Origin of the sequence: Planococcus sp. 107-1, from assembly GCF_021513255.1 — a bacterium.
GTDB lineage: Bacteria > Bacillota > Bacilli > Bacillales_A > Planococcaceae > Planococcus.
In genome coordinates, this window is sequence record NZ_CP090977.1 from 3,349,429 (window position 1) to 3,372,371 (window position 22,943).

Consider the following 22,943-nt stretch of genomic DNA (forward strand, 5'->3'; position numbering starts at 1 on the left):
CTAACTTACTTGTCTTTTCACCCTACCACCCGCTCAACAAAGGGTCAAAATTTCCGGCGGCGGTAAAAGAAAACAAAACCAGCTCGGTTTAAAGAGCTGGCTTTGGGCACATTTATGAATTTATTGGGCTCGACGGTTTGCTTTCCGTTTCTGGCAATTGCTCTTTGACTGCCTGAATGGCTTCTTCAAGATTTTTGACGTCTAAATGCAGTTTTTGGGAATCCGGGTATTGCAGGCCGGTATGCTTGTACCGGGAATCGTAATAATACTCCAGCAGCAGGCGAATAGCGGATTCAAAATTACCCGTTTGGAGATCTTCTTCGATTTTTTTCGCAACCGGCACATGGATGCGCGACTGGATGCGATGGAAAGCTTCCAAGCATTCCTCTTGGTATTTTGAAGGCGTGTAATCTTCCATGATTTCCTTGATGCGCTCTTCCATCGGCAAGTCGATGATCAGATGAAGGCTGGTGTTTTTCAAATCACTGAGAAACGGTGGAATGACGACTCGGCCAATCCGGGTGCTTTCCGCTTCAAAAATAACATAAGGCGAATCCTTGAGTTCAATCAGGCGTTCATTTAATAATGCATCAAAGGTTTTCTGATTGTGGGGCTCCAAGCCGATCTGGCCGAATATTGATCCTTTGTGATTGGCCATCCCTTCAAAATCAATAACAGGATAGCCCTCTTTTTCAAGAGCTTTTAAGATCCGGGTTTTGCCGGTGCCGGTCAAACCGTTTAGCACAATCGCTTTTTTAGGAGCTTCGATATGCTCCAACTGATCAATTGTCCATTTTCGATAAGAACGGATTCCTTCTTCCAAACGGCTGACGTGGACATCCATCAAGCTGAGAAGCGTCGCAGTCGTTTTGCTGCGCATGCCTCCGCGCCAGCAAAAGACCGTTTTATCGCCTTCCACTTCTTTGAACTGGCGGATAAAATCCGGCAGTTTTGCAGAAATGATTTCAAGGCCCCGCTCTTTTGCCGCATGGACGCTTACTTGTTTATAGAGTGTACCGATTTCTGCCCGTTCCGCATCATTGAAAAAAGGAATATTAATGCTTCCTGGAATCGTGAAACTTTTGTATTCAGAAGGTGATCTCACATCAATTAGCGTCATTTCGTTTTTTCGATTGCCGGACATTAACTCTTCTACTCGGATATTGCTGAACATTTTTTCCTCCAAAAGCATGATCACAAGGCTCTGCTTGCTGAACGCTTTATAGTACCGGGGAATTCCCCTGATTTTACTGGCTTAAGACCAATTAAGTTGATTTTTCCTCTATTAAGTATACACCCATTCCCTGGAAATTTGGACTTTCTCGCCTCAAGCTCCTCTGATTGGCAGCACCGTGGAATATTTGACTTCCCGGAGTGCGAGGCTTGTTTGGATCTTCGTAATCCCCAATTTATTGAGCTTTCGGATAAAATCCTGCAGGTCTTTCCGATTCTTATTGGCCACTTTCAGCAAATAATCATACTCTCCGGTCAAGCATTGGCATTCCAGCACTTCCGGCATCTCCACCAGGGCAAGTTCCAGCCTGTTCAATTCTTCCGCTTGATGAATATCCGTGCTGATAAAAATGTAGCACAGCAAATCAAAGCCGAGTTTTTCCTGATTGAGAATGGCTACGTGCCCAATGATATAGCCTTCTGATTCCAAACGCTTAATCCGGGAATGGACAGCCGGCGGCGACAAATTGACCTGTTTGGCGATTTCCGTATTGCTGAGCTGCGCTTCCTTTTGCAAAATATCCAAAATCTGCACATCCGTTTGATCTAACACTTTATTGACGATCGATTCCATTTTTTTGCCCCTTTCATTCATTCCAAATAACTTGCTCTAACTATCCCTAAACAGAATAAATAAAAGTTTTTATTTTATATTTCTTATTTTATTTTAAATATAGCGTAATAAACAGAATAATATACGGAAAATATCGTTTAAATGATAAAATTATTCATTATCAAACCGAAAGAAGGTCTGCTTATGCGTCATTTATACTTCTTATTGCTGCTATTGACCAGCTTTTTATGGGCCGGAAACTTCATCGTCGGAAAATGGCTGGTCGGCCATGCTTCTCCGATGACCTTAACTAGTCTTCGCTGGCTTATTGCTATTCTCTGTCTTTTGCCTTTAGTCTGGTTGACCGAGAAAAAAATTAAACCTTCGCGAAAAGCGATCGTTCCGCTAGCTTTGATGGGAATTACAGGCGTCGCTTTTTTTAATATTCTACAATTCCTGGCCTTGGAGCAGACTTCCGCTTCCAACGTCGGCTTGATTTCCACCTTGAACATGATTTCCATCGCCTTATTTTCAGCGATTTTCTTGAAAGAACGCATCAACTCTTTGCAGATGGCTGCGATGGGCTTTTCCTTTCTCGGTGTTTTGCTTGTCTTGACGAAAGGCGAGCTCCACCTGCTTTGGTCGCTTCATTTCAATAAAGGTGATTTGTACATGCTCGCTGCTGTCGGTATTTGGGGCATCTATTCCGTCTGCAGCAAATGGGCAATGGCCAATACGAGTGCTGCGATGGCGACTTTGTATTCCGGCGTATTCGGGCTCGCCTTCCTGCTGCCGTTCAATATCTCCAACTTTGCCGTAGTGGATATCAACGCCTCATTTGTCTATTCCATCCTTTACACGGGCGTCATTTCGACTGTGCTCTGTTTTGTCTTATGGAATCTGGGTGTTCAAAAACTCGGCGCGACGACTTCCGGCCTTTTCCTGAATTTCAATCCGGTCTTCACAGCGATTTTAGCTTTTATGCTGCTTGGCGAAAAGATGACAGCTGTCCAAATTATCGGGAGCCTCATTGTCATCAGCGGGTGCTATTTCTTCAGCTATTTTAAAACGAAAAAATTTGCGGCTGACAGCATCGTTCCGCCAAATCTGCAAAGTTCAAAGGTGTAGCTACACATTCAGGATGATTTCCGCTATATTGTAAGCAGGTGATGCAGATGAAAAAGAAATTATATGTAGACAATGAAAAGTTTATTGCAGGGATGACGTTTAAAGACTTTGCCGAAGCTGAACAGAATAATATGGCGCTGCATGTCTGTGAAAATCCGGCATCCATCATAGAAAACCGCAGAAAATTCACGGCTGAACTTGGCCGGCCTTTGACCGATTTCGTCGCTGCCGAACAAACCCATAGCGCAAATTTTCACCGGATCACAGCGCAAGATAGAGGCCGCGGCGCAGAAACAAGAGACACTGCGATTAAAAATACGGATGCGCTTTACACATTCGAACCAAATCTTATTTTGAGCAGTTTTGCCGCTGATTGCGTGCCTGTCCTTTTTTACAACGAAGTTTCCGGCGTTGTCGGGGCAATCCATTCCGGTTGGCAAGGGACGGTCAAAGAAGTTTCCTTGAAACTCTTTGAACACTTGAAGCAGCAGGAACAATGCGACCCAACTGATTTCCACGTACAAATCGGTGCTGCACTCAGCCAACAGAAATTTGAAGTGGACGAAGATGTATTCTTGAAATTCAAAAGCTTGGGTTATGCCGATGAGTTTATTTCCTTTAACGCCGAAACCCAAAAATACCATATCGACAATCAATTGACCGTTCAAAAGCAATGTGCGCTGGCTGGGATCCCGGCCAGCCAAATCACCATTGACCGGACATGTACGTTCCAAGACCCTTCCGGCTTTTCTTATCGCCAAGACAAGAAAAGCGGACGGCATATGGGCTTTATCATGAAAAAAGAAGTGTAGAGGCAATCGCCCTGCACTTCTTTTTTCATTTGTTAATAAAGTATATGGCATTATAAAATTTCATATTTCTAAATATTTAGTCTTACTTTCCTTGTTTTTCTAAGGTATAGTTAGCATAAAATGACAATTCAAAAGGGGAAACTACATGAACAAAAAAATGATAATGGTTTTGCTGGCATTTCTCATCCTGTTGACGCCATTTCACACTGCCTTTGCCGCTCCCGTCTATAAAGATGTCCAGGACCCATACAAATTTAAAGCCGAATTCGATTATTTGGTGAAACAAGGGATTTTGACTGCAGATCCAGCGGTAGATTTTGGTGTAGACAAAGAAATCACCCGCATCGAAGCGGTTGGCATTTTGATCCAGGCCTTAAAGCTCAACACCACGAACAGGCCGGCCCCTGTTTTCACTGATGTGAAAGCTGACGACCCGAATTTCCCGCTCATCGCCACCATCGTCGATGAGAAAATCATGGTCGGAAATGGCAAAGGCCAGTTCAATCCTTATGAAAAACTGACGCGCGCCCAAATGGCTACCGTCCTTGTAAAAGCCTTTAAACTATCCGGAAAAACCACTACCGTGTTCAAAGACGTTTCCCCTAGTTCAGCAGCTTACGGAGCGATCCAAATCTTGATCGCCAATAAAATTACGGCCGGCTACAACGATTACACATTTAAGCCTTATACGTATTTAACGAAATCGCATTTTGCCGTATTTATAGCCCGGATCCTGAATCCGGCATTCCGGGCGGATCCCAAACCGCCGGCGCCAACTCCTGTTCCGCCAGCTTCATGTGAAAAGCCAAGCAAAACAGCCACTTATAAAGTGAATGTTTCCGTAACAAATATGTGGAAAAACCCAAATAAAACCCGGACTGTCGACAAGCCTTCCCTGTCCAAGCCCGTTGACATGAAAAAATGGATCAATGGCATGACCTTGAATGAAAAGAAGTGGCTAGTTGAAAAAACCGATACTCAAGCGGTGTTCGGTGAAGAAGTCAGCTTGCTCACAACCGGCAGCAATTGGGTTGAGATTGCAGCAAACGATCAATATGTACCTTATCAAAAAGAAGGCTACCCGGGATGGGTCCCAAAATCCCATATAGCAAAAGTGACAAAAGATTATTCCGATTGCGGCATTGCCATCGTTACAGCAAAACTTGCACCGCTATATAACACTAACGACCAAAAACAATTCATGGAAATCAGCTATTCGACCATCTTGCCGGTCATCAAATCAGACAATAAATGGTACCATGTCCAAACACCGGCTAATGGCATCAAACTTCTGCGGAAAGCGGATGCCAAATCGTATAAGAACTACAAATCCGTTCCTAAGCCATCACAAGCAAACATCGTCAATGAAGCGAAAAGGTTCTTGGACCTTCCCTATTTATGGGCAGGCACTTCCGCTTACGGCTTTGATTGTTCGGGAATCATTTATGCGGTTTATAAAAACTTCGGAATCACGATTCCGCGCGATTCGTTCTATCAAGCGACAAAAGGCACTGCGGTAGCAAAGAAAGATTTGCAGCCTGGCGATTTGGTGTTTTTCGCCTATAACGGCGGCAGAGGGAAAGTCTATCATGTAGGGCTTTACATCGGCTCAGGCAAAATGCTCCATGCACCGAATGCTTCTTCTAAAGTGAGAATTGAGGCCTTGAATTCGGGAGTCTATTTGAAGAATTACTCTGGAGCCCGTAGATACTTGAAGTGATCAAATGCAAAAATAAAACCCCCATGCCAAAAGGCAAGGGGGTTTTCGATAGTTTGCGGCGTATCAAGCCACGCTCCACAACGTGTTCCATAAAGGAATGCTTGTCCGTCTTACGCAAACGAGCTCATCGCGTCTTTAACAATAGAGCATGGCGGAAACTGTGTCAATGCTTTTCACTTCTCACTTTTCATTTGTCTTGTTTATTGATGAATTTGGTTAATGGATAGACGCCAATGCTTTGGATTACAAGTGATAGAAGAATGACCGCAAAAGCCAGCGACACCAACAAATCATCTTTCTCTCCTACTTCATTTTCAAGCCAAAGCAGCAACGCGACCGACATGGCGCCTTTGATGCCAGACCAGGTGAGCAGCGAAGTGGTTGAAAAATCATTGGTGAATTCCTTTCTCCAGGCTGGAACCCCGTAAATAAACACGGCCAGCACAATAAACCTGGCGAAAATGGATAACAGGAAAATCCCCACTGCTAGTCCCCATTTTGAAAAGGCCAAGTATTCAGCGCCTTGAATACCGATTAATAGGAACAGCAGCCCTAAAAGCGTCGGGTTGACAATATTCCAAAAGCCATCAAGCGATTCTTGGATGTGGCTATTGTCTTTATCCTCATCGAATTCAAAAGTTAATACGATACCTGCAACTACGGTTGCCAAAACGCCGGAAACGCCTATCGCCTCTGCCAGATAAAAACCCCCATAAGATACGATAATCGTCAGCATGACATGATAATGCCGGTTATGCGTGTAATGGATGATTTTGCTCATGAGCCAGCCAAGAAACAAGCCGACCGCAATCCCTCCAAGTGACACCACCAAAAATTCGGAAACGAACTTTCCTGCTGAAAAGCCATCCCCTGTCTGGAACATCGCAAGAAAAATAGTGAAAATGACAACACTCGTTCCGTCATTGACCATCGATTCCCCTTCTACTACATCTGCAATTTTCTCTTCTCCTTTACTTTGCTTCAATATGGCTGTTATCGAAACTGGATCTGTGGGAATGAGAATCGCAGCCAAAAGAAAGGCCGCCGTCAGTGAAATGGATATCGACAATCCGCTCATCCAGTAGATGCCAAGCCCTAAAAGCCCAGCGGTCGCCATCAGCCCCAATGTACTGAGTGCAGCAATAATCCCTGCATTTTCCTTCAGCTGCTTGATTGGAAACTGATAGGCCGATGTGAACAAAATAGCAGGAAGAAAAACAGTGAAAATGATGTCTTTAGTGATATGCAGATTTGAGAAAAATGGAAGAAATGAAAGACCGATCCCAATCAGTACAAGAACCACAGGAACCGGAAAGTAATTCTTTTTGATATCGATTGTATAAATAATGTACCCAATCAATAAGAGCAGTAAAATTTGATGAGCCAGCAAGGTATCCACGCCTTTCAAATTTTCTATACCGACCTTACTTCTCTTCATTCCTTTCTTTCTCAAAGTTAAACTTTTACCTTCCAAAGTACTAGTCGGCTCCGCTACTCGATTCTAGAATTTATATAAAAAAGCCTCAGACAATGACCACCTTGATAGTGCCTTGCCTGAAGCTTTTCAGTTCGTTAGATTTTTCTTTCTTTGATGCGTTTGATCGTCTCTTCGATCCAATGCGCTGTATGCTCCGCTTTGCTGTTAAAATAATCATTCATGAAATCAACAAAATTCGTTTTTGATTCGTCCACGTCGATCATTTCCCGGAAAGTGGCCATATGTCCCCAACGCTCTTTATGTTTTTGCAGTTTTCCTTCTAAGATCTGCACAACTTTATCCCGGTCCACATAATCCAAGGTTGCCAAACCAATGATCATTTCATTTACGGCTTTCGACTTCTCAAATAAGCTATAGATTTTCTTCGGCAACTCTTTCCGGCCTTTTTCAGTGATTGCAAAGACTTGTTTGTCCGGACGATGCTCTTCTCTAATCACTTCAACGACTTCGATTAAGCCTTGTTTCGTAAGGGCTTCAAAATGATAGTAAAGTTTGCTTTCCGTTAATCCCGCAAATTCGTCGAACGGGATCGGTTCAGAAAGCTGCCGCTTCAATTCGTAAGGATAATTATTGCCTTCGATCAGTTTGCTCAATATATAAATTTGGATTGCCATCTTTTAGACTCCTTTGGCAAGAACTGACTTCATTGTAGCAAACTTACGCTGTGATTTCAGCAGCGTTCTGGAGTTTTGCTTCTTGTGCTTCCGGCGCTTCAATCGGAACCGGTTTGTGAAGAAATGCCACGATCAAGATATTGATCAGCAGCGCTGCTCCTCCGATGGCTGCCATCATCCATTGATTAGGCGCCGCGCTGACGCTGCCATACAAAGTAGCAAAATAAGCTTGGACCGAATAATACATCGGTGAAATATAGCTCATCCACTCATATGGCAGATACATCATTTCGCGAGGCATAGTCGCCCCGTTCGCAAGCGTTTGAATCAATAGAATCGGCAAGTTTAGCACCATGCCGCCTTCGCCTACCAAGAAGATCAAAATGGCAGTGAAGTTAAAGCAGACCATATAGTTTAAGATTTGCTGTGCGGTTAGCCCCAGCAGCAATTCCGTTCCATAGCCGTTGACGAAATAAGAAATCGCCACGCCCAGAACCGAAGACACAACAGCAACCATTAAAGCAGTCAATTGAAGATAGATGAACAAGCGGGTTTTGCTTGCTTTGCCGCGGCTGTCTCTAAAGGCTGACACCAACTGCATGGCTCCAATCATGGCTCCGGTATATCCAGCCATCGTCAAGAACATCGGCAGCATATTATTGTTCATGCCCGCTGGCACTTCATTGATCGTCACCATATTGCCTGTATAAGACGTTTCAATCATTTGCGCCATTTCCGTTGCTTGTTCTTCCGGTATATTCAAGTTCATTAATACACCTTGTGCCGTCTGTGTAGAAAATTGTGTGCTTAATTGGTTATTGATTTGGTTTACGATGGAGGTCATCGTTGAAGATACGACGGTTGCGCTTGCACCGTTCGTGGTGAAGTCGATGCTTGATGCCGCTTCCCCGTTTTGCATATCAGCAGAAAAAGTTTCCGGAATGTGAATGATTAATGCTAAATCATTCTTTTCCAGTTGTTTCATCGCTTGTTTATTTGTTAGACCCGTTTCAATTTCTTCAAATGGCAGTTTTTCCGATAATTGCTCGGAAATCATTTTGCCATACTCGCCGGCATCGTCATTCACCATTGCAATCGGCATTTGATCAATATTATTCGGAATGGCCGAGTAACCGGGAATGAAAATGCTCAGCATAGCAATCGCGTAGAAAATCCCCATAAAAATGGCAGCGATTGCGCCTTTGTTCTTTAAGAACTGTGTAAACTTCATCTGTTGCTTCCTTCTTTCTCTTTTCAATTCACTTTTTAAATAGTACTTTAATTAAAGTACTATTTTTAAACTAGTTAGCATTCTACGCTCTTCTTTTTCAAAATTCAACACATCAGTCCATCTTTTTTTGCTGATAGTGGAAATATGTATATATGAGGAAGGAAATATTTGGATGAGGCTAGGCAGTGGATAAATTGTTTCATGTGAAACATTCCTTATCTTCTAAATGATAAGGGTTCTGAGCAAAGCGTTCCTTTTAAATTTGCACAAAAAAATTGCCTGCAGACATTAGGACAACCCTAACATCTGCAGGCATTTTTTCTTTAAGAGGAAAAATTATACGTGTTCATTTACTTTCTTCATTCAGGGAAGAAATTGAATGTGTAAGTAATGCCACGGAATTCGTCATTATACGGAAGGTTGAATGTAATATCAACTGTATTTTTGCTTGCCAATGAAACCATGATGGCTTGTTTTGCATCTTGAGCGCCAGCAGCAACCGTGCCATTGCCATTAGAGATTTCATAAGAAACGTTATTGACTAGGACTGTTTCAATTCCTTGGTCTGCTAACGATTGGAAGAATCCTGTACCTGATTCAGGCGCCGGAAGATCTCCAGATCCTTCAATGTTAAATGTATTCACTCGGGACTCATCTACAACTACATCGTAGCCATATTCTGCTCCAAGAGAAGCAAATCCATTCATTGCATCTCGGAAGTCTTCGCTCAACTCTTCCACTTCAAGCATTTCTGCTCTGTAAATGAAGATAGCGAAATCTCCGCGTTTGATGGAATTATCGGGAGCAAATTTAGTAGCAGAAACCCCTTGCGTGATGCCATTTGCCATCAAGCCGGCTACTGCCTGGCTATAGCGGCTGTTTACATCAGTAAACGTCATGTTCGATACATCGCCTTTAAAGTTATACGCGTTAGCGTTGCTCATCATTAAAGCGACTTCTCCACGTGTAATCGTGTCGTTGAAACCGAAAGTTTTTGATGTCTTCCCGTTAATGATTCCAGCTGCTTTCAATGAATTGATTGCAAGGGTACCGCGAGTTGGTACGTCGTTGAATCCAGATGCCGGAGCTTTAGGATCCTTCAAGTTCAATGCTTGTGCCAAAATAATAGCTGCATCACCGCGTTTGATCGTTTCATTGACGCCAAATGAAGTCTTCGTCAAACCGTTTGATAAATTATTTGTCACCAAATACGTAATTGGCAACGCATAGCGTTCGGATACATCAGTGAAAGCTGCTGTTTTCACTTCGTCAGCTGCAACCGCTGGCACTACTGCAGTAGCTACTAATGCAGCCGAAGCTCCTGCTACTGCGAAATACTTGAATTTTTTTGAATCGATTCTCATTCACTAATTCCTCCTCTTAAATGGGTTCATTCTCGCCTTTATTTCCCAGTTGTTTAAATATTATAGTAATATTTGTAATAAAGGCCTTCTCCTATTTATACCAATTCGCTATCAATATTAATAGAATAGAAATACCCAATTTTGAAAATTCATACTAATTATCTATTGACGTTTATAGGAAATAAAAATTAGTTTTTTCAGTTATCAATTCTATTTTTTATAACTGACCTCTACATTTTCTTCTAAATTGATACTTTTCACTAGGCCACCCCTTTGATAATGTATGGTAACAGTCCGTTACAGCATTGCAATGGACCGAAACAATAGATAAGGATGGGTTACCATGCAAAAAACAACTACTTACCCGAGTACACGCACTTTTGATCTGATTTTAACTTCTATGGCCATCGCTCTCGTATTTGTGGCTACTCTTTTGTTAAATATCCGACTTCCTATCGCTGCAAATGGCGGATTGGTCCATTTAGGAACTGCTATGCTTTTCATCATTTCCACCCTTTTCGGCCCTAAAAAAGGAGCCATTGCCGGCGGTGTGGGGATGGGATTGTTCGATTTGTTTTCCGGCTGGACGCTTTGGGCGCCATTCAGTCTCGTGACGCGCGGCCTGCAAGGCTATATTGTCGGCAAAATCTCTTGGGCTAAAGGGCGGAATGGCGGAAGCATCGGCTTTAATATTTTGGCGGCTCTTGTCTCGCTGCCGTTTATGCTCGCCGGCTATTATGTTTGCGAAGCTGTGCTCTTCAGCAGTTGGATCATTCCACTGGCTTCTATCCCGGGCAACCTTGTTCAAAATATTGTTGGCCTCGCTGTGGCGATTCCAGTCGTGGCAGCATTAAAGAAAACCCCATTTTTCAAATAAACACATAAAAAAGAGGATGCGAAATTGCTGCATCCTCTTTTTCATTCCAATCAATTTATGACTCTTGAAACAGTTACTCCATCACCAATTGGAATTAATAAAGATTCCAATCGTGGATGATTAGCTACTAAGTCATTGTATTTTTTCATGATGTCCGTATACCGTTTTGGCTCGGCTAGATCGTCGACGACACTTCCCGCTGCCATTACGTTATCTGAAAGAATCAACGCACCTGGTTCTGCAAGCTGCAGACAGCCATTCAAATAATTTTCATAGTTTTCTTTATCGGCATCGATAAAGAAAAAATCGAATGTGTTCTTGTCCGCAATCAACTTTTCCAGACTTTCCAGCGCTGGGCCTGTCACATAGTTAATCTGTTTTCCAAAACCGGCCTTGGTCAAATTCCGCTCCGCAACTTCTGCATAACGTTCTTCCAATTCCAAAGACGTTAACTTTCCTTCGCTGCCGAATCCACGAGCCAGGCAAATTCCGCTGTATCCGCCAAGTGCCCCTATTTCCAAGATATTCTTCGCTCCAGAAATTGCCACTAGCATGGTCAGCAATTTTCCGGAAGACGGTGAAACTGAAATGGCTGGCATGCCATTTTCTGCGATGGAAGCTACGACTTCTTCTAATAGAGCATCTTGAGTGTTGAATACGGCATCAATATACGCATTTGTCTTTTTCATATCAGAGATTCCCCTTTTTCGATTTTGGATGCTGCCTTTATTATAACGGCCCCATCAAAAAAAGAACCATTCTTCCCTTTTACGGGAGGAATGGTTCTTTTGGAATTACTTCGTCAGTACAACTGATTTTGTTTCTTCTTCAACCACTAATCCCAATGTTTTAGCTGTTGAAGTGTGGACTTCTTTTAAAAGTTCCGGATGTTCGTTTAATGATTTGCCGTAAGATGGCACCATTTCTTTGATCTTCGGCTCCCAGTCTTTGATTTGTTCTGGGAAGCATTTTGCAAAGATTTCAAGCATGGCATGGACCGCTGTCGATGCACCTGGAGAAGCGCCCAGCAATGCTGCGATCGAACCGTCAGCCGCTGTTACGATTTCCGTACCGAACTGAAGCGTCCCTTTGCCTTTATCGGTATCTTTGATCACTTGAACGCGCTGTCCTGCTACCACAACATCCCAGTCTTCAAGTTTTGCCGTCGGGATGAATTCACGCAATTCTTCGATGCGCTGTTCGTTGGAGAGCATCAATTGCTGCACAAGGTACTTCGTCAAAGAAAGCTCTTTAGCGCCTGCTGCAAGCATTGTGAAAACGTTATTCGGTTTTACAGAACCGATTAGATCCATATTTGAACCGGTCTTCAGAAATTTTGGAGAGAAACCGGCAAATGGACCGAATAGTAATGATTTTTTGTTGTCGATAAAGCGTGTGTCAAGATGCGGAACAGACATCGGAGGAGCTCCGACTTTTGCTTTTCCGTAAACTTTCGCATGGTGCTGTTCAACGATTTCGGGTTTGTTGCAGACAAGGAACAAGCCGCTTACCGGGAATCCGCCAATATGCTTGGACTCCGGAATGCCTGTTTTCTGCAGCAATGGCAAGCTTCCGCCTCCGCCGCCGATAAATACGAAGCTTGCTGTATGATACTCGATTTTGTCGCTTTCAAGATCATGCACTTTCACTTCCCATTTGCCTTCGCTGTTGCGTTTAATATCTTTCACGCTGTGTTTGTAATTGATGTCGACATTTTGCTCTTTCAAATGTTCAAAAAGCATTTTTGTCAACGCGCCGAAGTTTACATCTGTACCTGTATCGATTTTAGTTGCTGCCAATGGCTCAGTTGATGTACGGCCTTCCATGATGAGTGGAATCCATTTCTTCAATGTCTCTGCATCTTCTGCGTATTCCATTCCTTTGAATAACGGAATATCAGCCAATGCTTTAAAGCGGTTGTTCAAGAATTTCACATTGTCTTCCCCTTCTACTAAACTCATATGGGGAATCGACTTGATGAAATCTTCCGGGTTGCTGATCCGTCCGTTTTTCACAAGGAAGGACCAGAATTGCCGCGACAATTGGAACTGTTCATTGATTTTGATCGCTTTATTGATATCAATGGATCCGTCAGAGTTCTCAGGAGTATAGTTCAGCTCGCATAATGCAGCATGTCCTGTACCCGCGTTATTCCATTCGTTAGAGCTCTCAGCCCCTGCGCTTGGAAGCTTCTCAAACACTTGGATTTCCATCTCAGGTGCTACCTCTTTAAGCATTGACCCTAAAGTCGCGCTCATGACTCCAGCACCAATTAAAATAACGTCTGTTTTCTTCTGTAGGTTGCCCATTATAACCTTCCTTTTCTAACCGATTATTGCAGAAAACTCAAGGCATGGCTTTCTTGGTGTCAAACACCGCCGAAGAATGCTGATTTCTGCTTTACTATTAACTATATCATACTGGCTCGTAGTTATTTACAATTCAAAACATTACTATTATAAGCCTTTTAAAGAGAAAAGTCCGTTAAAAAGACTTCAATTTGCATAAAAATAAAGCCTTTTCCCATTTTTTTAAGGAGAAGGCTTTTATACTTTCCGTGATTTCTTTATTAATATTTTAGGAGCTGTTCAGCCGCATAGGTTTTCACCTGGTTGCGCCCTTCGTGTTTTGCCGCATATAAAGCGAGATCCGCTTTGTTCAGGAGCTGATAGAGGGTTTCTTCCGGCATCGCCGAAGCTTCAGCCACCCCGCTGCTTATGGTTACGGAGATCCGGTTCTCGTCCACCTGCAAAAAGCTGGTTTCTACGTGGCGGCGCAGCCGCTCTGCCACTGCTGCCCCTTCTTCAATATTCATACCGTCTAACGCCAATACAAATTCCTCGCCGCCATAGCGCGCGAACAACATCTTCTCTTTCAACTCTGCTCGGCAAATGTCGACCACATGTTTCAGCAGCTGATCGCCTACTTGATGCCCAAATGTGTCGTTTACTTGTTTGAAATGATCGATGTCAATCAGCATCACAGTGAAAGGAGCTTCCACTCGTTTGGCTTTGGCAAATTGCTGCTCGCTTATTTGGAAGAATGCCCGCCGGTTGAAAATCCCGGTCAGTTCGTCGTAATAGGCTTGGTGCTCAAGTTTTCGCTGCAAGCTCTTTAATTCTGTAATATCCGTAAAAATGATCAGTAAGCCTTTATTTTCGCTGCCATGCCGCAACGGAGAAATGCGGACTTGGTAAACGCGTTCCAAAAGTTCGTTCTTCAACTCGATTTCCTGCAGCGACTCTGCCGCTTTTAATTCAAATGGAAATGCTGTTTCAGACAACCCTTTCCATACATTTTCAAAATGCCCACCGAATAGCGATGCATCGAGCGAAGGAAACATCTTTTCAGCCGACTGGTTAAATTCAATGAGATTGAGTGATTCGTTCAACACAAAAACACCATCGCTTATGCTATTGAATATCGCATCTTTGGCAATCGGCATAACCGCAAATAATTGCGAGCGGTTGATCACCCATAGATAGAGAATGGAAGAAACGCAAATAACCATCGGCACCGGATCAATTCCTTCAGGCGTTAAGCCGATCAAGTAAATAAATGCAGTGGACATGGGAATCAATTGGCCAATTGATAAAGCAAAAATTTGTGGACGGTAAGCTTTCGCCGTTTCTCTCCAGCGGAAAAGCACTAGTAAGAAAGCAACCAACATACAGCCGAAGGTATAAATTCCGTGGATAAGGTACCAGAGACCGATTTCTTGATGAACGAAAGGAGCGCCTAGCGAAGGGTCAATTTCAAACACTTTGTAATGCAGATGATGAAAATCATTTGTAGCTACCATCAGAAAGCTGATGGCGGGTATAGCAAGCATCGCTGCAATTCTTTTTTTCGTCAGCTTTATCCCTAAATAATGCATGATGAACAGCAATCCTAAAGGCGCCGAAGCCGCCATGCCAATGTATAGCAAGATGTTCCAAAACTTCAATTGTCCGATGGTATCGGCGGTTAAACTAAACGCGGAAGCAAAGCAATAGATGGTGATAGAAGCTGTATAGATCATAAAAAAATTAGCGGTTTTCTTATATTGCTGTCTTTTCGCAAAGACATAGGCGCCTAAATACAAATTCAATACACCGGATGTGCAAATCAGTGTGATATAAGTCGTTAATTGAGAGCTCATCATACTACCTTCTTCAAACTTTAAATTTTTTCTTATAATGTAGCATATGTTAAAGGAAAAGTAGACAGAAAGTAGAAGATATTTTCAAACAAATTAGCACAATTTTCCCATGGGTATGTATGGAACTGATTTTGAAAATAATTTTTATTGAAAGGAATTTCTTTTTCTAAACGGAATACTATAGATACCTGAATTGAGAGGAGGAATTTCATGGAAATCAGAAATTTCGATGCGGCTATGGCTTCTCATGCTGCTGCTTTGCTTGCAGGCCGCCATCAAACCGAAAGAGCCCTTTTTCCTGGATTGCCTGCCCGTTTTGAGAAACCGGAGCATGCGGAAAAAGCCATCCGGGGACTGTCAGCAAAATCGCCTTCTGTAGGAGTTGCCGCTTTCCGGCATGAAAAAATGGTCGGTTACATGATTGCCCAAACTCTAAACGAACCGCAAAGAGGCCGCCATGCTTGGATCGATTATGCTGGATACGCCCTCGATCCGAACGAACCGGAAGAACTGATCCGCCAACTTTATTGCGAATTAGGTGAACAATTGGTGCAGCTTGGCTATTTCAGCCATTTTGTGCTGACGCCTTGCGGCAATCCAAAAGCAATGGATGCCTGGTTCAGAGTTTGTTTTGCCTATGAACAGGTCCATGGATTGCTGGACTTGAAAAATGTTCAGCCGCTCGCCCCCTACGATTCTTCCATTCGTTTGGCAGTAAAGTCAGACGAGGCGGCTGTCCGGGAAATGTCGAATATGATTCCGTCCCAAGTCGCTTCCGCTCCTTCCTGGGGTGCTACATTGCCCGAAATGCTGCCGGATTTGAATGACGGCTATGCGGAATTATTGGATGAAGAAGATGTGCGGTTTTGGGCGGCATTTGAAGAAGACGGGACGATTGCAGGCTGCATCGCTGCCTGGCCTGACGAAGCGTCTGAGGCGGATATGCGCATACCGGAACGTTGCAGCACAGTGAGCTGTGTCGCCACAAGAGAAGGATTTCGCGGAAAAGGGCTATCGAGCCAGCTATTATCGATTGTTTTGAACGAGGCAAAACAATCCGGATTCGAATTTTTCGAAACCGACTGGCGCATGGCGAATCTCCCCATCTCCAACTTCTTGCCAAGGCGCGGATTTAAACCTTATGCCTACCGGCTCCATCGCCAAATTGACGCCCGCGTTCTTTGGGCGAACGGCAGCAATTCAACAAAGTAAAAAAGCTGCCTTTTAAGGCAGCTTTCATTTTAGAAAATGAAGAATCTTTTTCGCTCCGCCCTGCACTACTTAGAAATCTTTCTGAACAGCTCTTCCTACCACTAAATTGGCGGCAATGAAGCCAAAAACACCAAGCAGGATCGGAACGGCTGTAAAGGACAGCAAGTTAGTGCCAATCGTATCCACTGACGATGACAATAACGCCACAATGAGAATGGACGAAGTGATCGTTGCCGGCACTGAATATTTCATCATGCCGAAAAACAGCGGGATTAAGGACATGCCTGCACAAGCAATGGCTAACACAACGAGATGGATAAGGTAATCGGTTGGCAATGCACCCGGCAGATCGACGGGCGTGACGGTGTAAAAACCATTAAGAAAGGAAAAGCTGTAGTAGACGATCAAGATCGAGACGATGATGAAAAAAAAGTGAGCATGCTGATGATGATCAGTTTAGCGAGCAGCAGCTTTTTCCGGCTGATCGGATACATGAACAGGACGGAGATGGTTTTATTCTTAAATTCTTCGATAATGGTATTGGAAAGCAGCACCGACGCATAGATTACAAATGCCGCAACGACCAGCAGTTCAATCAGCATGCGTATGTCTTGCCCGCTGGCCAGAAATTCCTGCGCGGCTTCCGGTTCAAGGCCGAGCAGCATCAAAATGCCGAGAATGGCCAGATTGATGAACACAAAACTCAAAGCGACACTCGTTAAATTCATTCTTTTCAGTTCCAGTTTGATCAAATTAAGCATGGGAATCTCCTCCTATAAGGTGCAGGAAATAATCTTCGAGAGGCTGCTGTTTATGATTGATGGCCCCAATGGCGACGTGGCTTTGGACCATTGCCTGGATGATGTCATTTTGCGAAATGTGTTCATCGTAGATATTGATCAAGCCTTTTTCTTCTTTCACTCGGAAGTTTTTCAATTTCAATTCGTTTTCCAGTACGAAAGCCGCTCTTGGGTAATCTTCAACAAAAAGTTCCAAGTGATTGGCGTGCGAGTTTCTGATTTCCTCCATGGAAGCTTCTTTAATGAGTTTTCCTTTTCGGATGACGCCGACTGTATCGGCGATATGTTCAATTTCTGCCAGGTTATGGCTTGATATCAATAAAGTGATGCCGTATTGGCGGCTCAATTTCATAAAAAGATCGCGCAATTCATGCATGCCGACCGGATCGAGCCCATTCACCGGCTCATCTAGAATCAGAAGTTCCGGCTTTGTCATGACTGCTCTTGCAATGCCGAGCCGCTGCTTCATGCCGAGCGAGAATTCCTTGACCGGCTTGTCTTCCACATTGATCAGGTTCACAAGTGCCAAAGCTTCGGAAATCGCTTTTTTGTCGTAATACCCCATATACTCACAATGAAGTTCGAGGTTTTTTCTCGCTGTCAGCTTTTCGTAGAAAATCGGGTATTCAATGATGCTTCCCATTCTTTTCAGCAGTTCGTATGAAGTTCCGTGGACTTTCTCACCCATTACTTCAATCTCGCCTCCAGATGGCTTTACCAAATTGGTGATCATTTTCATGACCGTCGTTTTTCCTGCGCCGTTCGGTCCAAGGAAGCCGTAAATCTCTCCTTTGCGTATATTCATACTCACTTCGGAAACCACTTCTTCCCCGCGATAAGTTTTCGTCAGCCCTTGCGTTCTAAGAATATAAACCATTCCGCCATCTCCTCTCTTGCTTCTTAGATACACTTTATCAAAGGGAACTGTCGTTTCACTTACTAAATCCTTACGAATTCCTTACGTTTGTTATGGCGTTGAATTTCAGGATAAAAACCGTCTTGTTGAAAGGAACGCTGGAAAAATCAATGCTTCCTTTCATGCGTTCCGTGAGCCTTTTCGCAATAGTCAATCCGAGCCCGCTTCCTTCAGCGGAAGAACTTCTCGCATCTTCCAATGTGTAAAGGCGCTCGAACACATGATGGAGATCTTTGGCGTTGATCCCTTTGCCGCGGTCCCAGACTTCTATCTGCACTTCATCCTTCTTCCGCTCTAATTTGAGCCCCAGTACCTGCCCATCTTTTCCGTACCGAATGGCATTGGATATCAGATTCTCCAACACCACGTGAGAGCTTCCGAATCCGCTTGGATATAAATCGATTCTTCCGGAATTTCAACCGCTACTTCCAAGCCTTTCGCAGTTAAGGTATCGTAAAAGCCGAGGATGGTTTTGCGGCATACTTCATTGATGTCGACCGTTTCAATTTCAATCGGCCAATCATCCGATTCCAGCTTTGCCAAATCAAAAAATTTGCTGATCAGGTTTCCGACTTCAATGACTTTTCCGTTCACTTTTGAAAGCAGCTCTTCCTGTTCTTCAGGCGTGTAGCGCTTGTCATGCTGAATCGTTTCAATATAGCCCAGAATGACCGTTAACGGCGTTTTCAGGTCATGGGAGACATTGGACAGCATGCGGTTCATCGACATTCGGATGCGTGCTCCGTCAGCTGTGTATTCCTGATGGTAATCAAGCAGGGAATTGATGCTCGCCAGCAACTCACGGAGCGGTTTTTCATCAGTAACGAGCCGCAGCCGTTCAGTCGATTGCGTATCCATGATTTCATTTATTTTCCGGGAAATATACGGAAGGTCTTCTGTGATGGCTTTTTTTATCTTGTAATAGCGGTAGCTTACAAACAGCAGCAAAATTAGGAGGACAGCGCTCACATAAATCATTTCTCCATCTCCATCTTGTAGCCGATTCCCCAAACGGTCTTTATGTATTTCGGCGAGGACGCATCTTCTTCGATCTTCCCCCGGAGCCGCCGGATGTGGACATTGATGACATTATCGTCTCCGTAATATGCCTCTTTCCATACGCTTTCAAAAAGTTGGCCTTTCGTGAAGACGCGGTTCGGATTGGTCGCGAGCAAACTCAGGATTTGAAATTCCTTCGCTGTCAGGTTGATTTCACTGCCGTTTTTCAAAACGGCAAAATTCGATAGATTGATTTCGAGCTCATCCACTTTCACCAGTTGATCGGGATGTCCCGTTGCCGTATGGCTGTATTGTTTGGAACGGCGCAGCGCCGCTTTCACGCGTGCCGTCATTTCAATCAATGAAAATGGCTTTGCGATATAATCATCCGCCCCGAACCCAAGCCCAAGCGCTTTGTCCACATCGCTGCCTTTTGCAGACATGATCAAAATCGGCAGCATGCTGTCTTTTCTTAGTTCCTGCAGAATATCCAGTCCGTTTGCTGTCGGAAGCATCAAATCCAGGATGACCAAATCCACCATTTCTTTCGCAAATAGGCGCAACGCTTCATCACCGTCAAACGCTGACGTAACGGCATAGCCTTCCCTTTTCAAATGGTTTGCCACCATTTCGTGGATTTGCTCATCATCTTCAACCAATAATATCGTTTCGTTCACTGTTTTCACTTCTTTCTCGTCTTGTGCCCGTTTAATTTAAATCGTTTCCTCTTCCTATGATTCCATTCGAAAGGGAAAATTTCCTTTTTTCAGAGCAAGTTTCCGAAATAAAAAGCTGCCGAGTATCGACAGCTTCAAACCTTGCCGTATCGTCAGTCGTTACCCCGCTCCTCCGGCAGCGGCAGCAGACTGATCCGATTTGACACAATCAATGGCCACAACGATAGCAATCACCACAGTTTCCATTCCTTCATCCAGTATCTCTACTTTGTAGCTGTCTCCCCAAGTGAACCATTCCTTGCTGACCTGGCCCACCACTTCTCCGTGCTGAAGGATTTGAAAATTCATATCCCACCAATTTCCTTGAACATCGATGCCCGTGCCTTCAATCGTATAACGGGCTTTTAAAAAAGAAAACTCTTTTTGGATCGTCAACCGCTCCTGTCCGTTCACTTCCACAAAAAACCTAGGCAGGAAGCTGAATGTCTTCTTTGTGATCAGCGCCACTTCTTCTCTCGCCGGGTTCATGATGGAAAAGGTTTTAGGAATTTGCATAAAACTGCCTTCAACATAATAGACATCGTTTTCTGCTGAATCTTTTACCGTGAATTTGCCGCTCAGACTGAAAACTTTCTGTTTGATGTAGAATTGCTTCATTTTCTTCATCCCCTTTTCGAAAATTAAAAACCTCGCCAAAAATCCTTATTATCCTTATTAACTTGTATACGTTTTTACAAGCGCTTGGTTTCCGATTCAAGACGATTCTTTTGGATACGTGGAAAAGCATTCCGTATCTCTTTTCCACCGGTTATACTAAAGGCAATTATTTTCCGAAAGGATGAGCCATTTATGGAGATCCAGAATTTAATACCTGTGAAAACCCGTCAAGAGCTGAGAACTTGGCTGGAGGAACACGCAGCAACTGAAAAGTTCTGTTGGGTGGTCGTCAGCATAAAAGAGCAGCCCGGAACGCTCCTCTATTTAGATGCGGTCGAAGAGGCGCTGTGCTTCGGCTGGATCGACAGCACCAAAAAAAGGGTCTCCGATACCGAAGTTGCCCAACGGCTTTCCCAGCGGCAAAAAAAGAGCAATTTTACAGAGTTGAACAAAGAACGTGTGCGGAGGCTCGAAAAATTGGGCTTGATGACAGATCGTGGCCGGAGCATCTTGCCGGATATGCGTCCGGAGTCTTTTATCATCGATCCTGAAATTGAAGCTCGCTTGAAAGAAGACGAGCAAGTCTGGCAACATTTCCTCCACTTTCCGGAACCCTACAAAAGAATTCGCATCGATACCATCCAAAGCTCCAAAAGCGACCCTGACCTTTTCAATAAACGATTGGAGAAGTTTATCGAAAACACGAAGGAAAATAAATTGTACGGCCAGTGGCATGACAACGGACGTTTGATTGATTATTAACACGAGGAAAGGCTGCCAGATGATTTTGGCAGCCTTTTCGGTATCACTAACTACAGCGGGCTTCAAAGAAGAATGTTCTTTTTCCGCCTGGACCAAAGGAGATAGCCCAACCAGATTAAGGTCAGCCCCATCGGTACTGCCAGCACCCGGTCGTATGGATGCGGAATGATGGAAGCTCCAAGGGTAGCGACGGCACTAAAGACCAGGAAAACACCGGCAAGGCGCGGCAGCACTTTGGCACGGATGATGGCAAAACCGAACAAGACGCCGCCAAGAATATACATTCCTCCAGCCAAAGGCGCTAAAAGCGGCAGAAATCCGAGATCTGCGCCCGTTGAATAGCCGCCAAATATCCCCAAGAATCCTTCGACAAATTCAGGTGCCTCATCGATGAGCACGGGCAGAACCAACGCTTCAATAAAGCTGAAAATCAGTGAGGCTAGCCAGAACAGACTAAAGATGAGCGTTCCCACCAGTCCGAGCCAGCCGCTTTCCTTTATTTGCTTTGTGTAAATTCCTACGGTTCCAATCAAACTCGAAAAAGACATTAGACTGGTTAGCCCTGAAACAACAAGCCAGGAGCTTGTTCGAACCGAGGGTAATTGATCCGGCGGATGGATTAGTTGGATTGCAATGAATAAACTTCCTGCCAGAATCGCTGATAATCCCATCCAGCGGATCAAACCGTCAGCTGAAATGGTTTTTCTTTCTTCGGTAGTCGTGAAAAGTGTTGCCATAAGCTATTCCTCCCTTTCTGAATAAAAGTAAAATCATTTTTGTATTGCCTCAAGCCAGTAGGAGAATGATGTAATTAACTGAAAAAACAGTCTTTTTTAAGGAGAATCCGGATGAATCATTATGAAATCATCGAAGATGCGCTGATGCATATTGAAGAGAATCTTGAGCAGCCCTTGTCATTGGATTCTGTTGCCGCTTCAGCCAATTTATCCAAATATTATTTCCATCGATTATTTTCGGCGATGATCGGCTGTTCTTTGAATGACTACCTTCTGGCAAGAAGGCTGAATGCTTCACTGGATTTCATCCAAAACCAAAAGGATTCGTTAACCGAAATTGCGTACCGGTTGAATTTCGGCACGCAATCTTCTTTTAACAGGGCCTTCAAGCGGCAGTACCAACTGGCGCCAGGAGCTTTGCGAACAGGAAGCCGGCGGATTTCTGCAACGCCTGTGCCCACGGTCGTCAAAAGAGCGGTTAAGAATATCAATGGCGATGTGGTGGCAAATTTCAGCCTTACCGAACTCGAGCATATAACGCTCAGCGGCATCGCTTTTGAAGTTGATTTAATTACGGATGCCTATAAAGCGGAAATTCGTTCCTATGCCAAGAAACTGTTGAGCCATCTTGACGAAAGCGCGAGCGGCCCTTGCTATGTGGTCTACTCCAACTGCCAACCCGATTCGACGCGCTTTAAAGTTCTATTTGGAATTCCCTCTGCGATAAAAATTGATGAACCCTATTATTTCACGGTCGATCTGCCGCCGCTTTTTTGCGCCAAATTCACTTATTCAGGGGATTTGCTCGATATCGGCAACGTCCTAAAAAGCGACTACGCCCGGTTTTTAAAAATTTCCAAGCAGGAAACAGAAGACTCAACAATTGAACTTGTCCAAGTCTTCGACGACGTCCACCACCTTGAATCGGACTATCACATTTATGCCCCGATCAAGAAACTGCCAATCGATTCGGATTTTTGATGTTCACCCCAGTTTGCTTGCCGCTCCTTTC

At 44.0% G+C, this 22,943-nt stretch carries 22 protein-coding genes and 1 pseudogene; 7 read left to right on the plus strand and 16 right to left on the minus strand.

What is annotated here, in order from left to right:
• Positions 1 to 112: 112 nt before the first annotated feature.
• Both mnmH and L0M13_RS17470 read right to left on the minus strand, forming a co-directional pair.
• Positions 113 to 1,174, minus strand: a complete 1,062-nt coding sequence (mnmH, locus tag L0M13_RS17465) for a tRNA 2-selenouridine(34) synthase MnmH (RefSeq protein WP_235197682.1) — start codon at positions 1,172 to 1,174, stop codon at positions 113 to 115.
• Between the two features lie 153 nt (positions 1,175 to 1,327).
• Positions 1,328 to 1,807: an Lrp/AsnC family transcriptional regulator gene (locus L0M13_RS17470; RefSeq protein ID WP_235197683.1), complete on the minus strand. Its 480-nt coding sequence runs from the start codon at positions 1,805 to 1,807 to the stop codon at positions 1,328 to 1,330.
• 141 nt (positions 1,808 to 1,948) lie between these two features.
• Between L0M13_RS17470 and L0M13_RS17475 the strand changes: the two genes are divergently transcribed.
• The 3 genes from L0M13_RS17475 to L0M13_RS17485 all read left to right on the plus strand — a co-directional run bounded on the left by L0M13_RS17475 (position 1,949) and on the right by L0M13_RS17485 (position 5,446).
• A complete protein-coding gene (locus L0M13_RS17475; RefSeq protein ID WP_397443504.1) occupies positions 1,949 to 2,914 on the plus strand; it encodes a DMT family transporter in 966 nt (321 codons plus the stop codon).
• A gap of 47 nt (positions 2,915 to 2,961) precedes the next feature.
• Positions 2,962 to 3,726: a peptidoglycan editing factor PgeF gene (gene pgeF / locus L0M13_RS17480; protein ID WP_235197685.1), complete on the plus strand. Its 765-nt coding sequence runs from the start codon at positions 2,962 to 2,964 to the stop codon at positions 3,724 to 3,726.
• Between the two features lie 145 nt (positions 3,727 to 3,871).
• Entirely contained in the window at positions 3,872 to 5,446 is a 1,575-nt protein-coding gene (locus L0M13_RS17485) for an NlpC/P60 family protein (protein ID WP_235197686.1), read from the plus strand.
• Positions 5,447 to 5,633: 187 nt separating this feature from the next.
• Here L0M13_RS17485 and L0M13_RS17490 read toward each other — a convergent pair whose 3' ends face one another.
• From L0M13_RS17490 to L0M13_RS17505, 4 genes are all read right to left on the minus strand, one after another.
• On the minus strand, positions 5,634 to 6,884 hold the full coding sequence (locus tag L0M13_RS17490; RefSeq protein ID WP_235197687.1) for a cation:proton antiporter: 1,251 nt from the start codon (positions 6,882 to 6,884) through the stop codon (positions 5,634 to 5,636).
• A 134-nt stretch (positions 6,885 to 7,018) separates the two neighbouring features.
• The gene (locus L0M13_RS17495; RefSeq protein WP_235197688.1) at positions 7,019 to 7,558 is read right to left on the minus strand and encodes a PadR family transcriptional regulator; all 540 of its coding nucleotides are present in this window, start codon (positions 7,556 to 7,558) and stop codon (positions 7,019 to 7,021) included.
• A 43-nt stretch (positions 7,559 to 7,601) separates the two neighbouring features.
• Positions 7,602 to 8,789, minus strand: a complete 1,188-nt coding sequence (locus tag L0M13_RS17500) for a YhgE/Pip domain-containing protein (protein WP_235197689.1) — start codon at positions 8,787 to 8,789, stop codon at positions 7,602 to 7,604.
• A gap of 359 nt (positions 8,790 to 9,148) precedes the next feature.
• Entirely contained in the window at positions 9,149 to 10,153 is a 1,005-nt protein-coding gene (locus tag L0M13_RS17505) for an S-layer homology domain-containing protein (protein WP_235197690.1), read from the minus strand.
• A 343-nt stretch (positions 10,154 to 10,496) separates the two neighbouring features.
• Here L0M13_RS17505 and L0M13_RS17510 point away from each other — a divergent pair, with 343 nt between their 5' ends.
• Positions 10,497 to 11,030 (plus strand): ECF transporter S component, encoded by a 534-nt coding sequence (locus L0M13_RS17510; protein WP_235197691.1) that lies wholly within the window; start codon positions 10,497 to 10,499, stop codon positions 11,028 to 11,030.
• Between the two features lie 50 nt (positions 11,031 to 11,080).
• Here the strand turns inward: L0M13_RS17510 and L0M13_RS17515 are convergent, their stop codons facing one another.
• The 3 genes from L0M13_RS17515 to L0M13_RS17525 form a co-directional block, all read right to left on the minus strand.
• Entirely contained in the window at positions 11,081 to 11,719 is a 639-nt protein-coding gene (locus L0M13_RS17515) for an O-methyltransferase (protein WP_235197692.1), read from the minus strand.
• Between the two features lie 105 nt (positions 11,720 to 11,824).
• Complete coding sequence (locus L0M13_RS17520) at positions 11,825 to 13,339, minus strand: malate:quinone oxidoreductase (RefSeq protein ID WP_235197693.1); 1,515 nt, start codon at positions 13,337 to 13,339, stop codon at positions 11,825 to 11,827.
• A 260-nt stretch (positions 13,340 to 13,599) separates the two neighbouring features.
• Entirely contained in the window at positions 13,600 to 15,171 is a 1,572-nt protein-coding gene (locus tag L0M13_RS17525) for a histidine kinase N-terminal 7TM domain-containing diguanylate cyclase (RefSeq protein ID WP_235197694.1), read from the minus strand.
• 210 nt (positions 15,172 to 15,381) lie between these two features.
• Here L0M13_RS17525 and L0M13_RS17530 point away from each other — a divergent pair, with 210 nt between their 5' ends.
• Positions 15,382 to 16,383, plus strand: coding sequence for a GNAT family N-acetyltransferase (locus L0M13_RS17530; RefSeq protein ID WP_235197695.1), 1,002 nt, complete (start codon positions 15,382 to 15,384; stop codon positions 16,381 to 16,383).
• Between the two features lie 69 nt (positions 16,384 to 16,452).
• On the opposite strand, the gene L0M13_RS17535 is transcribed toward L0M13_RS17530, so the two are convergent.
• The 6 genes and pseudogenes from L0M13_RS17535 to L0M13_RS17560 all read right to left on the minus strand — a co-directional run bounded on the left by L0M13_RS17535 (position 16,453) and on the right by L0M13_RS17560 (position 20,432).
• On the minus strand, positions 16,453 to 16,719 hold the full coding sequence (locus L0M13_RS17535; RefSeq protein WP_235197696.1) for a hypothetical protein: 267 nt from the start codon (positions 16,717 to 16,719) through the stop codon (positions 16,453 to 16,455).
• A gap of 68 nt (positions 16,720 to 16,787) precedes the next feature.
• Positions 16,788 to 17,144, minus strand: a complete 357-nt coding sequence (locus L0M13_RS17540) for an ABC transporter permease (protein ID WP_235197697.1) — start codon at positions 17,142 to 17,144, stop codon at positions 16,788 to 16,790.
• On the minus strand, positions 17,137 to 18,060 hold the full coding sequence (locus L0M13_RS17545) for an ABC transporter ATP-binding protein (RefSeq protein ID WP_235197698.1): 924 nt from the start codon (positions 18,058 to 18,060) through the stop codon (positions 17,137 to 17,139). Before L0M13_RS17545 ends, L0M13_RS17540 begins: the two co-directional genes overlap by 8 nt.
• A gap of 70 nt (positions 18,061 to 18,130) precedes the next feature.
• Positions 18,131 to 19,077 (minus strand): annotated as a pseudogene (locus L0M13_RS17550) (sensor histidine kinase).
• The gene (locus L0M13_RS17555) at positions 19,074 to 19,775 is read right to left on the minus strand and encodes a response regulator transcription factor (protein ID WP_260107710.1); all 702 of its coding nucleotides are present in this window, start codon (positions 19,773 to 19,775) and stop codon (positions 19,074 to 19,076) included. Before L0M13_RS17555 ends, L0M13_RS17550 begins: the two are co-directional and overlap by 4 nt.
• Positions 19,776 to 19,934: 159 nt before the next feature.
• On the minus strand, positions 19,935 to 20,432 hold the full coding sequence (locus tag L0M13_RS17560; RefSeq protein WP_235197699.1) for an LURP-one-related/scramblase family protein: 498 nt from the start codon (positions 20,430 to 20,432) through the stop codon (positions 19,935 to 19,937).
• A gap of 192 nt (positions 20,433 to 20,624) precedes the next feature.
• Here L0M13_RS17560 and L0M13_RS17565 point away from each other — a divergent pair, with 192 nt between their 5' ends.
• Complete coding sequence (locus L0M13_RS17565) at positions 20,625 to 21,194, plus strand: YdeI/OmpD-associated family protein (protein WP_235197700.1); 570 nt, start codon at positions 20,625 to 20,627, stop codon at positions 21,192 to 21,194.
• Positions 21,195 to 21,256: 62 nt separating this feature from the next.
• Here the strand turns inward: L0M13_RS17565 and L0M13_RS17570 are convergent, their stop codons facing one another.
• A complete protein-coding gene (locus tag L0M13_RS17570; protein WP_235197701.1) occupies positions 21,257 to 21,931 on the minus strand; it encodes a hypothetical protein in 675 nt (224 codons plus the stop codon).
• Positions 21,932 to 22,042: 111 nt separating this feature from the next.
• Here L0M13_RS17570 and L0M13_RS17575 point away from each other — a divergent pair, with 111 nt between their 5' ends.
• The gene (locus tag L0M13_RS17575; protein ID WP_235197702.1) at positions 22,043 to 22,912 is read left to right on the plus strand and encodes a helix-turn-helix domain-containing protein; all 870 of its coding nucleotides are present in this window, start codon (positions 22,043 to 22,045) and stop codon (positions 22,910 to 22,912) included.
• The last annotated feature ends 31 nt before the right edge of the window (positions 22,913 to 22,943 follow it).

Excerpts from the sequence above, each read along its gene's own strand:
- pgeF (WP_235197685.1), top strand. The coding sequence starts at position 2,962 with ATGAAAAAGAAATTATATGTAGACAATGAAAAGTTTATTGCAGGGATG.
- L0M13_RS17510 (WP_235197691.1), top strand. The coding sequence starts at position 10,497 with ATGCAAAAAACAACTACTTACCCGAGTACACGCACTTTTGATCTGATT.
- mnmH (WP_235197682.1), bottom strand. The coding sequence starts at position 1,174 with ATGTTCAGCAATATCCGAGTAGAAGAGTTAATGTCCGGCAATCGAAAA.
- L0M13_RS17470 (WP_235197683.1), bottom strand. The coding sequence starts at position 1,807 with ATGGAATCGATCGTCAATAAAGTGTTAGATCAAACGGATGTGCAGATT.
- L0M13_RS17500 (WP_235197689.1), bottom strand. The coding sequence starts at position 8,789 with ATGAAGTTTACACAGTTCTTAAAGAACAAAGGCGCAATCGCTGCCATT.
- L0M13_RS17565 (WP_235197700.1), top strand. The coding sequence starts at position 20,625 with ATGGAGATCCAGAATTTAATACCTGTGAAAACCCGTCAAGAGCTGAGA.
- L0M13_RS17560 (WP_235197699.1), bottom strand. The coding sequence starts at position 20,432 with ATGAAGCAATTCTACATCAAACAGAAAGTTTTCAGTCTGAGCGGCAAA.
- L0M13_RS17530 (WP_235197695.1), top strand. The coding sequence starts at position 15,382 with ATGGAAATCAGAAATTTCGATGCGGCTATGGCTTCTCATGCTGCTGCT.
- L0M13_RS17520 (WP_235197693.1), bottom strand. The coding sequence starts at position 13,339 with ATGGGCAACCTACAGAAGAAAACAGACGTTATTTTAATTGGTGCTGGA.
- L0M13_RS17570 (WP_235197701.1), bottom strand. The coding sequence starts at position 21,931 with ATGGCAACACTTTTCACGACTACCGAAGAAAGAAAAACCATTTCAGCT.
- L0M13_RS17495 (WP_235197688.1), bottom strand. The coding sequence starts at position 7,558 with ATGGCAATCCAAATTTATATATTGAGCAAACTGATCGAAGGCAATAAT.
- L0M13_RS17485 (WP_235197686.1), top strand. The coding sequence starts at position 3,872 with ATGAACAAAAAAATGATAATGGTTTTGCTGGCATTTCTCATCCTGTTG.
- L0M13_RS17545 (WP_235197698.1), bottom strand. The coding sequence starts at position 18,060 with ATGGTTTATATTCTTAGAACGCAAGGGCTGACGAAAACTTATCGCGGG.
- L0M13_RS17515 (WP_235197692.1), bottom strand. The coding sequence starts at position 11,719 with ATGAAAAAGACAAATGCGTATATTGATGCCGTATTCAACACTCAAGAT.
- L0M13_RS17490 (WP_235197687.1), bottom strand. The coding sequence starts at position 6,884 with ATGAAGAGAAGTAAGGTCGGTATAGAAAATTTGAAAGGCGTGGATACC.
- L0M13_RS17505 (WP_235197690.1), bottom strand. The coding sequence starts at position 10,153 with ATGAGAATCGATTCAAAAAAATTCAAGTATTTCGCAGTAGCAGGAGCT.
- L0M13_RS17525 (WP_235197694.1), bottom strand. The coding sequence starts at position 15,171 with ATGAGCTCTCAATTAACGACTTATATCACACTGATTTGCACATCCGGT.
- L0M13_RS17575 (WP_235197702.1), top strand. The coding sequence starts at position 22,043 with ATGAATCATTATGAAATCATCGAAGATGCGCTGATGCATATTGAAGAG.
- L0M13_RS17540 (WP_235197697.1), bottom strand. The coding sequence starts at position 17,144 with ATGCTTAATTTGATCAAACTGGAACTGAAAAGAATGAATTTAACGAGT.
- L0M13_RS17475 (WP_397443504.1), top strand. The coding sequence starts at position 1,949 with ATGATAAAATTATTCATTATCAAACCGAAAGAAGGTCTGCTTATGCGT.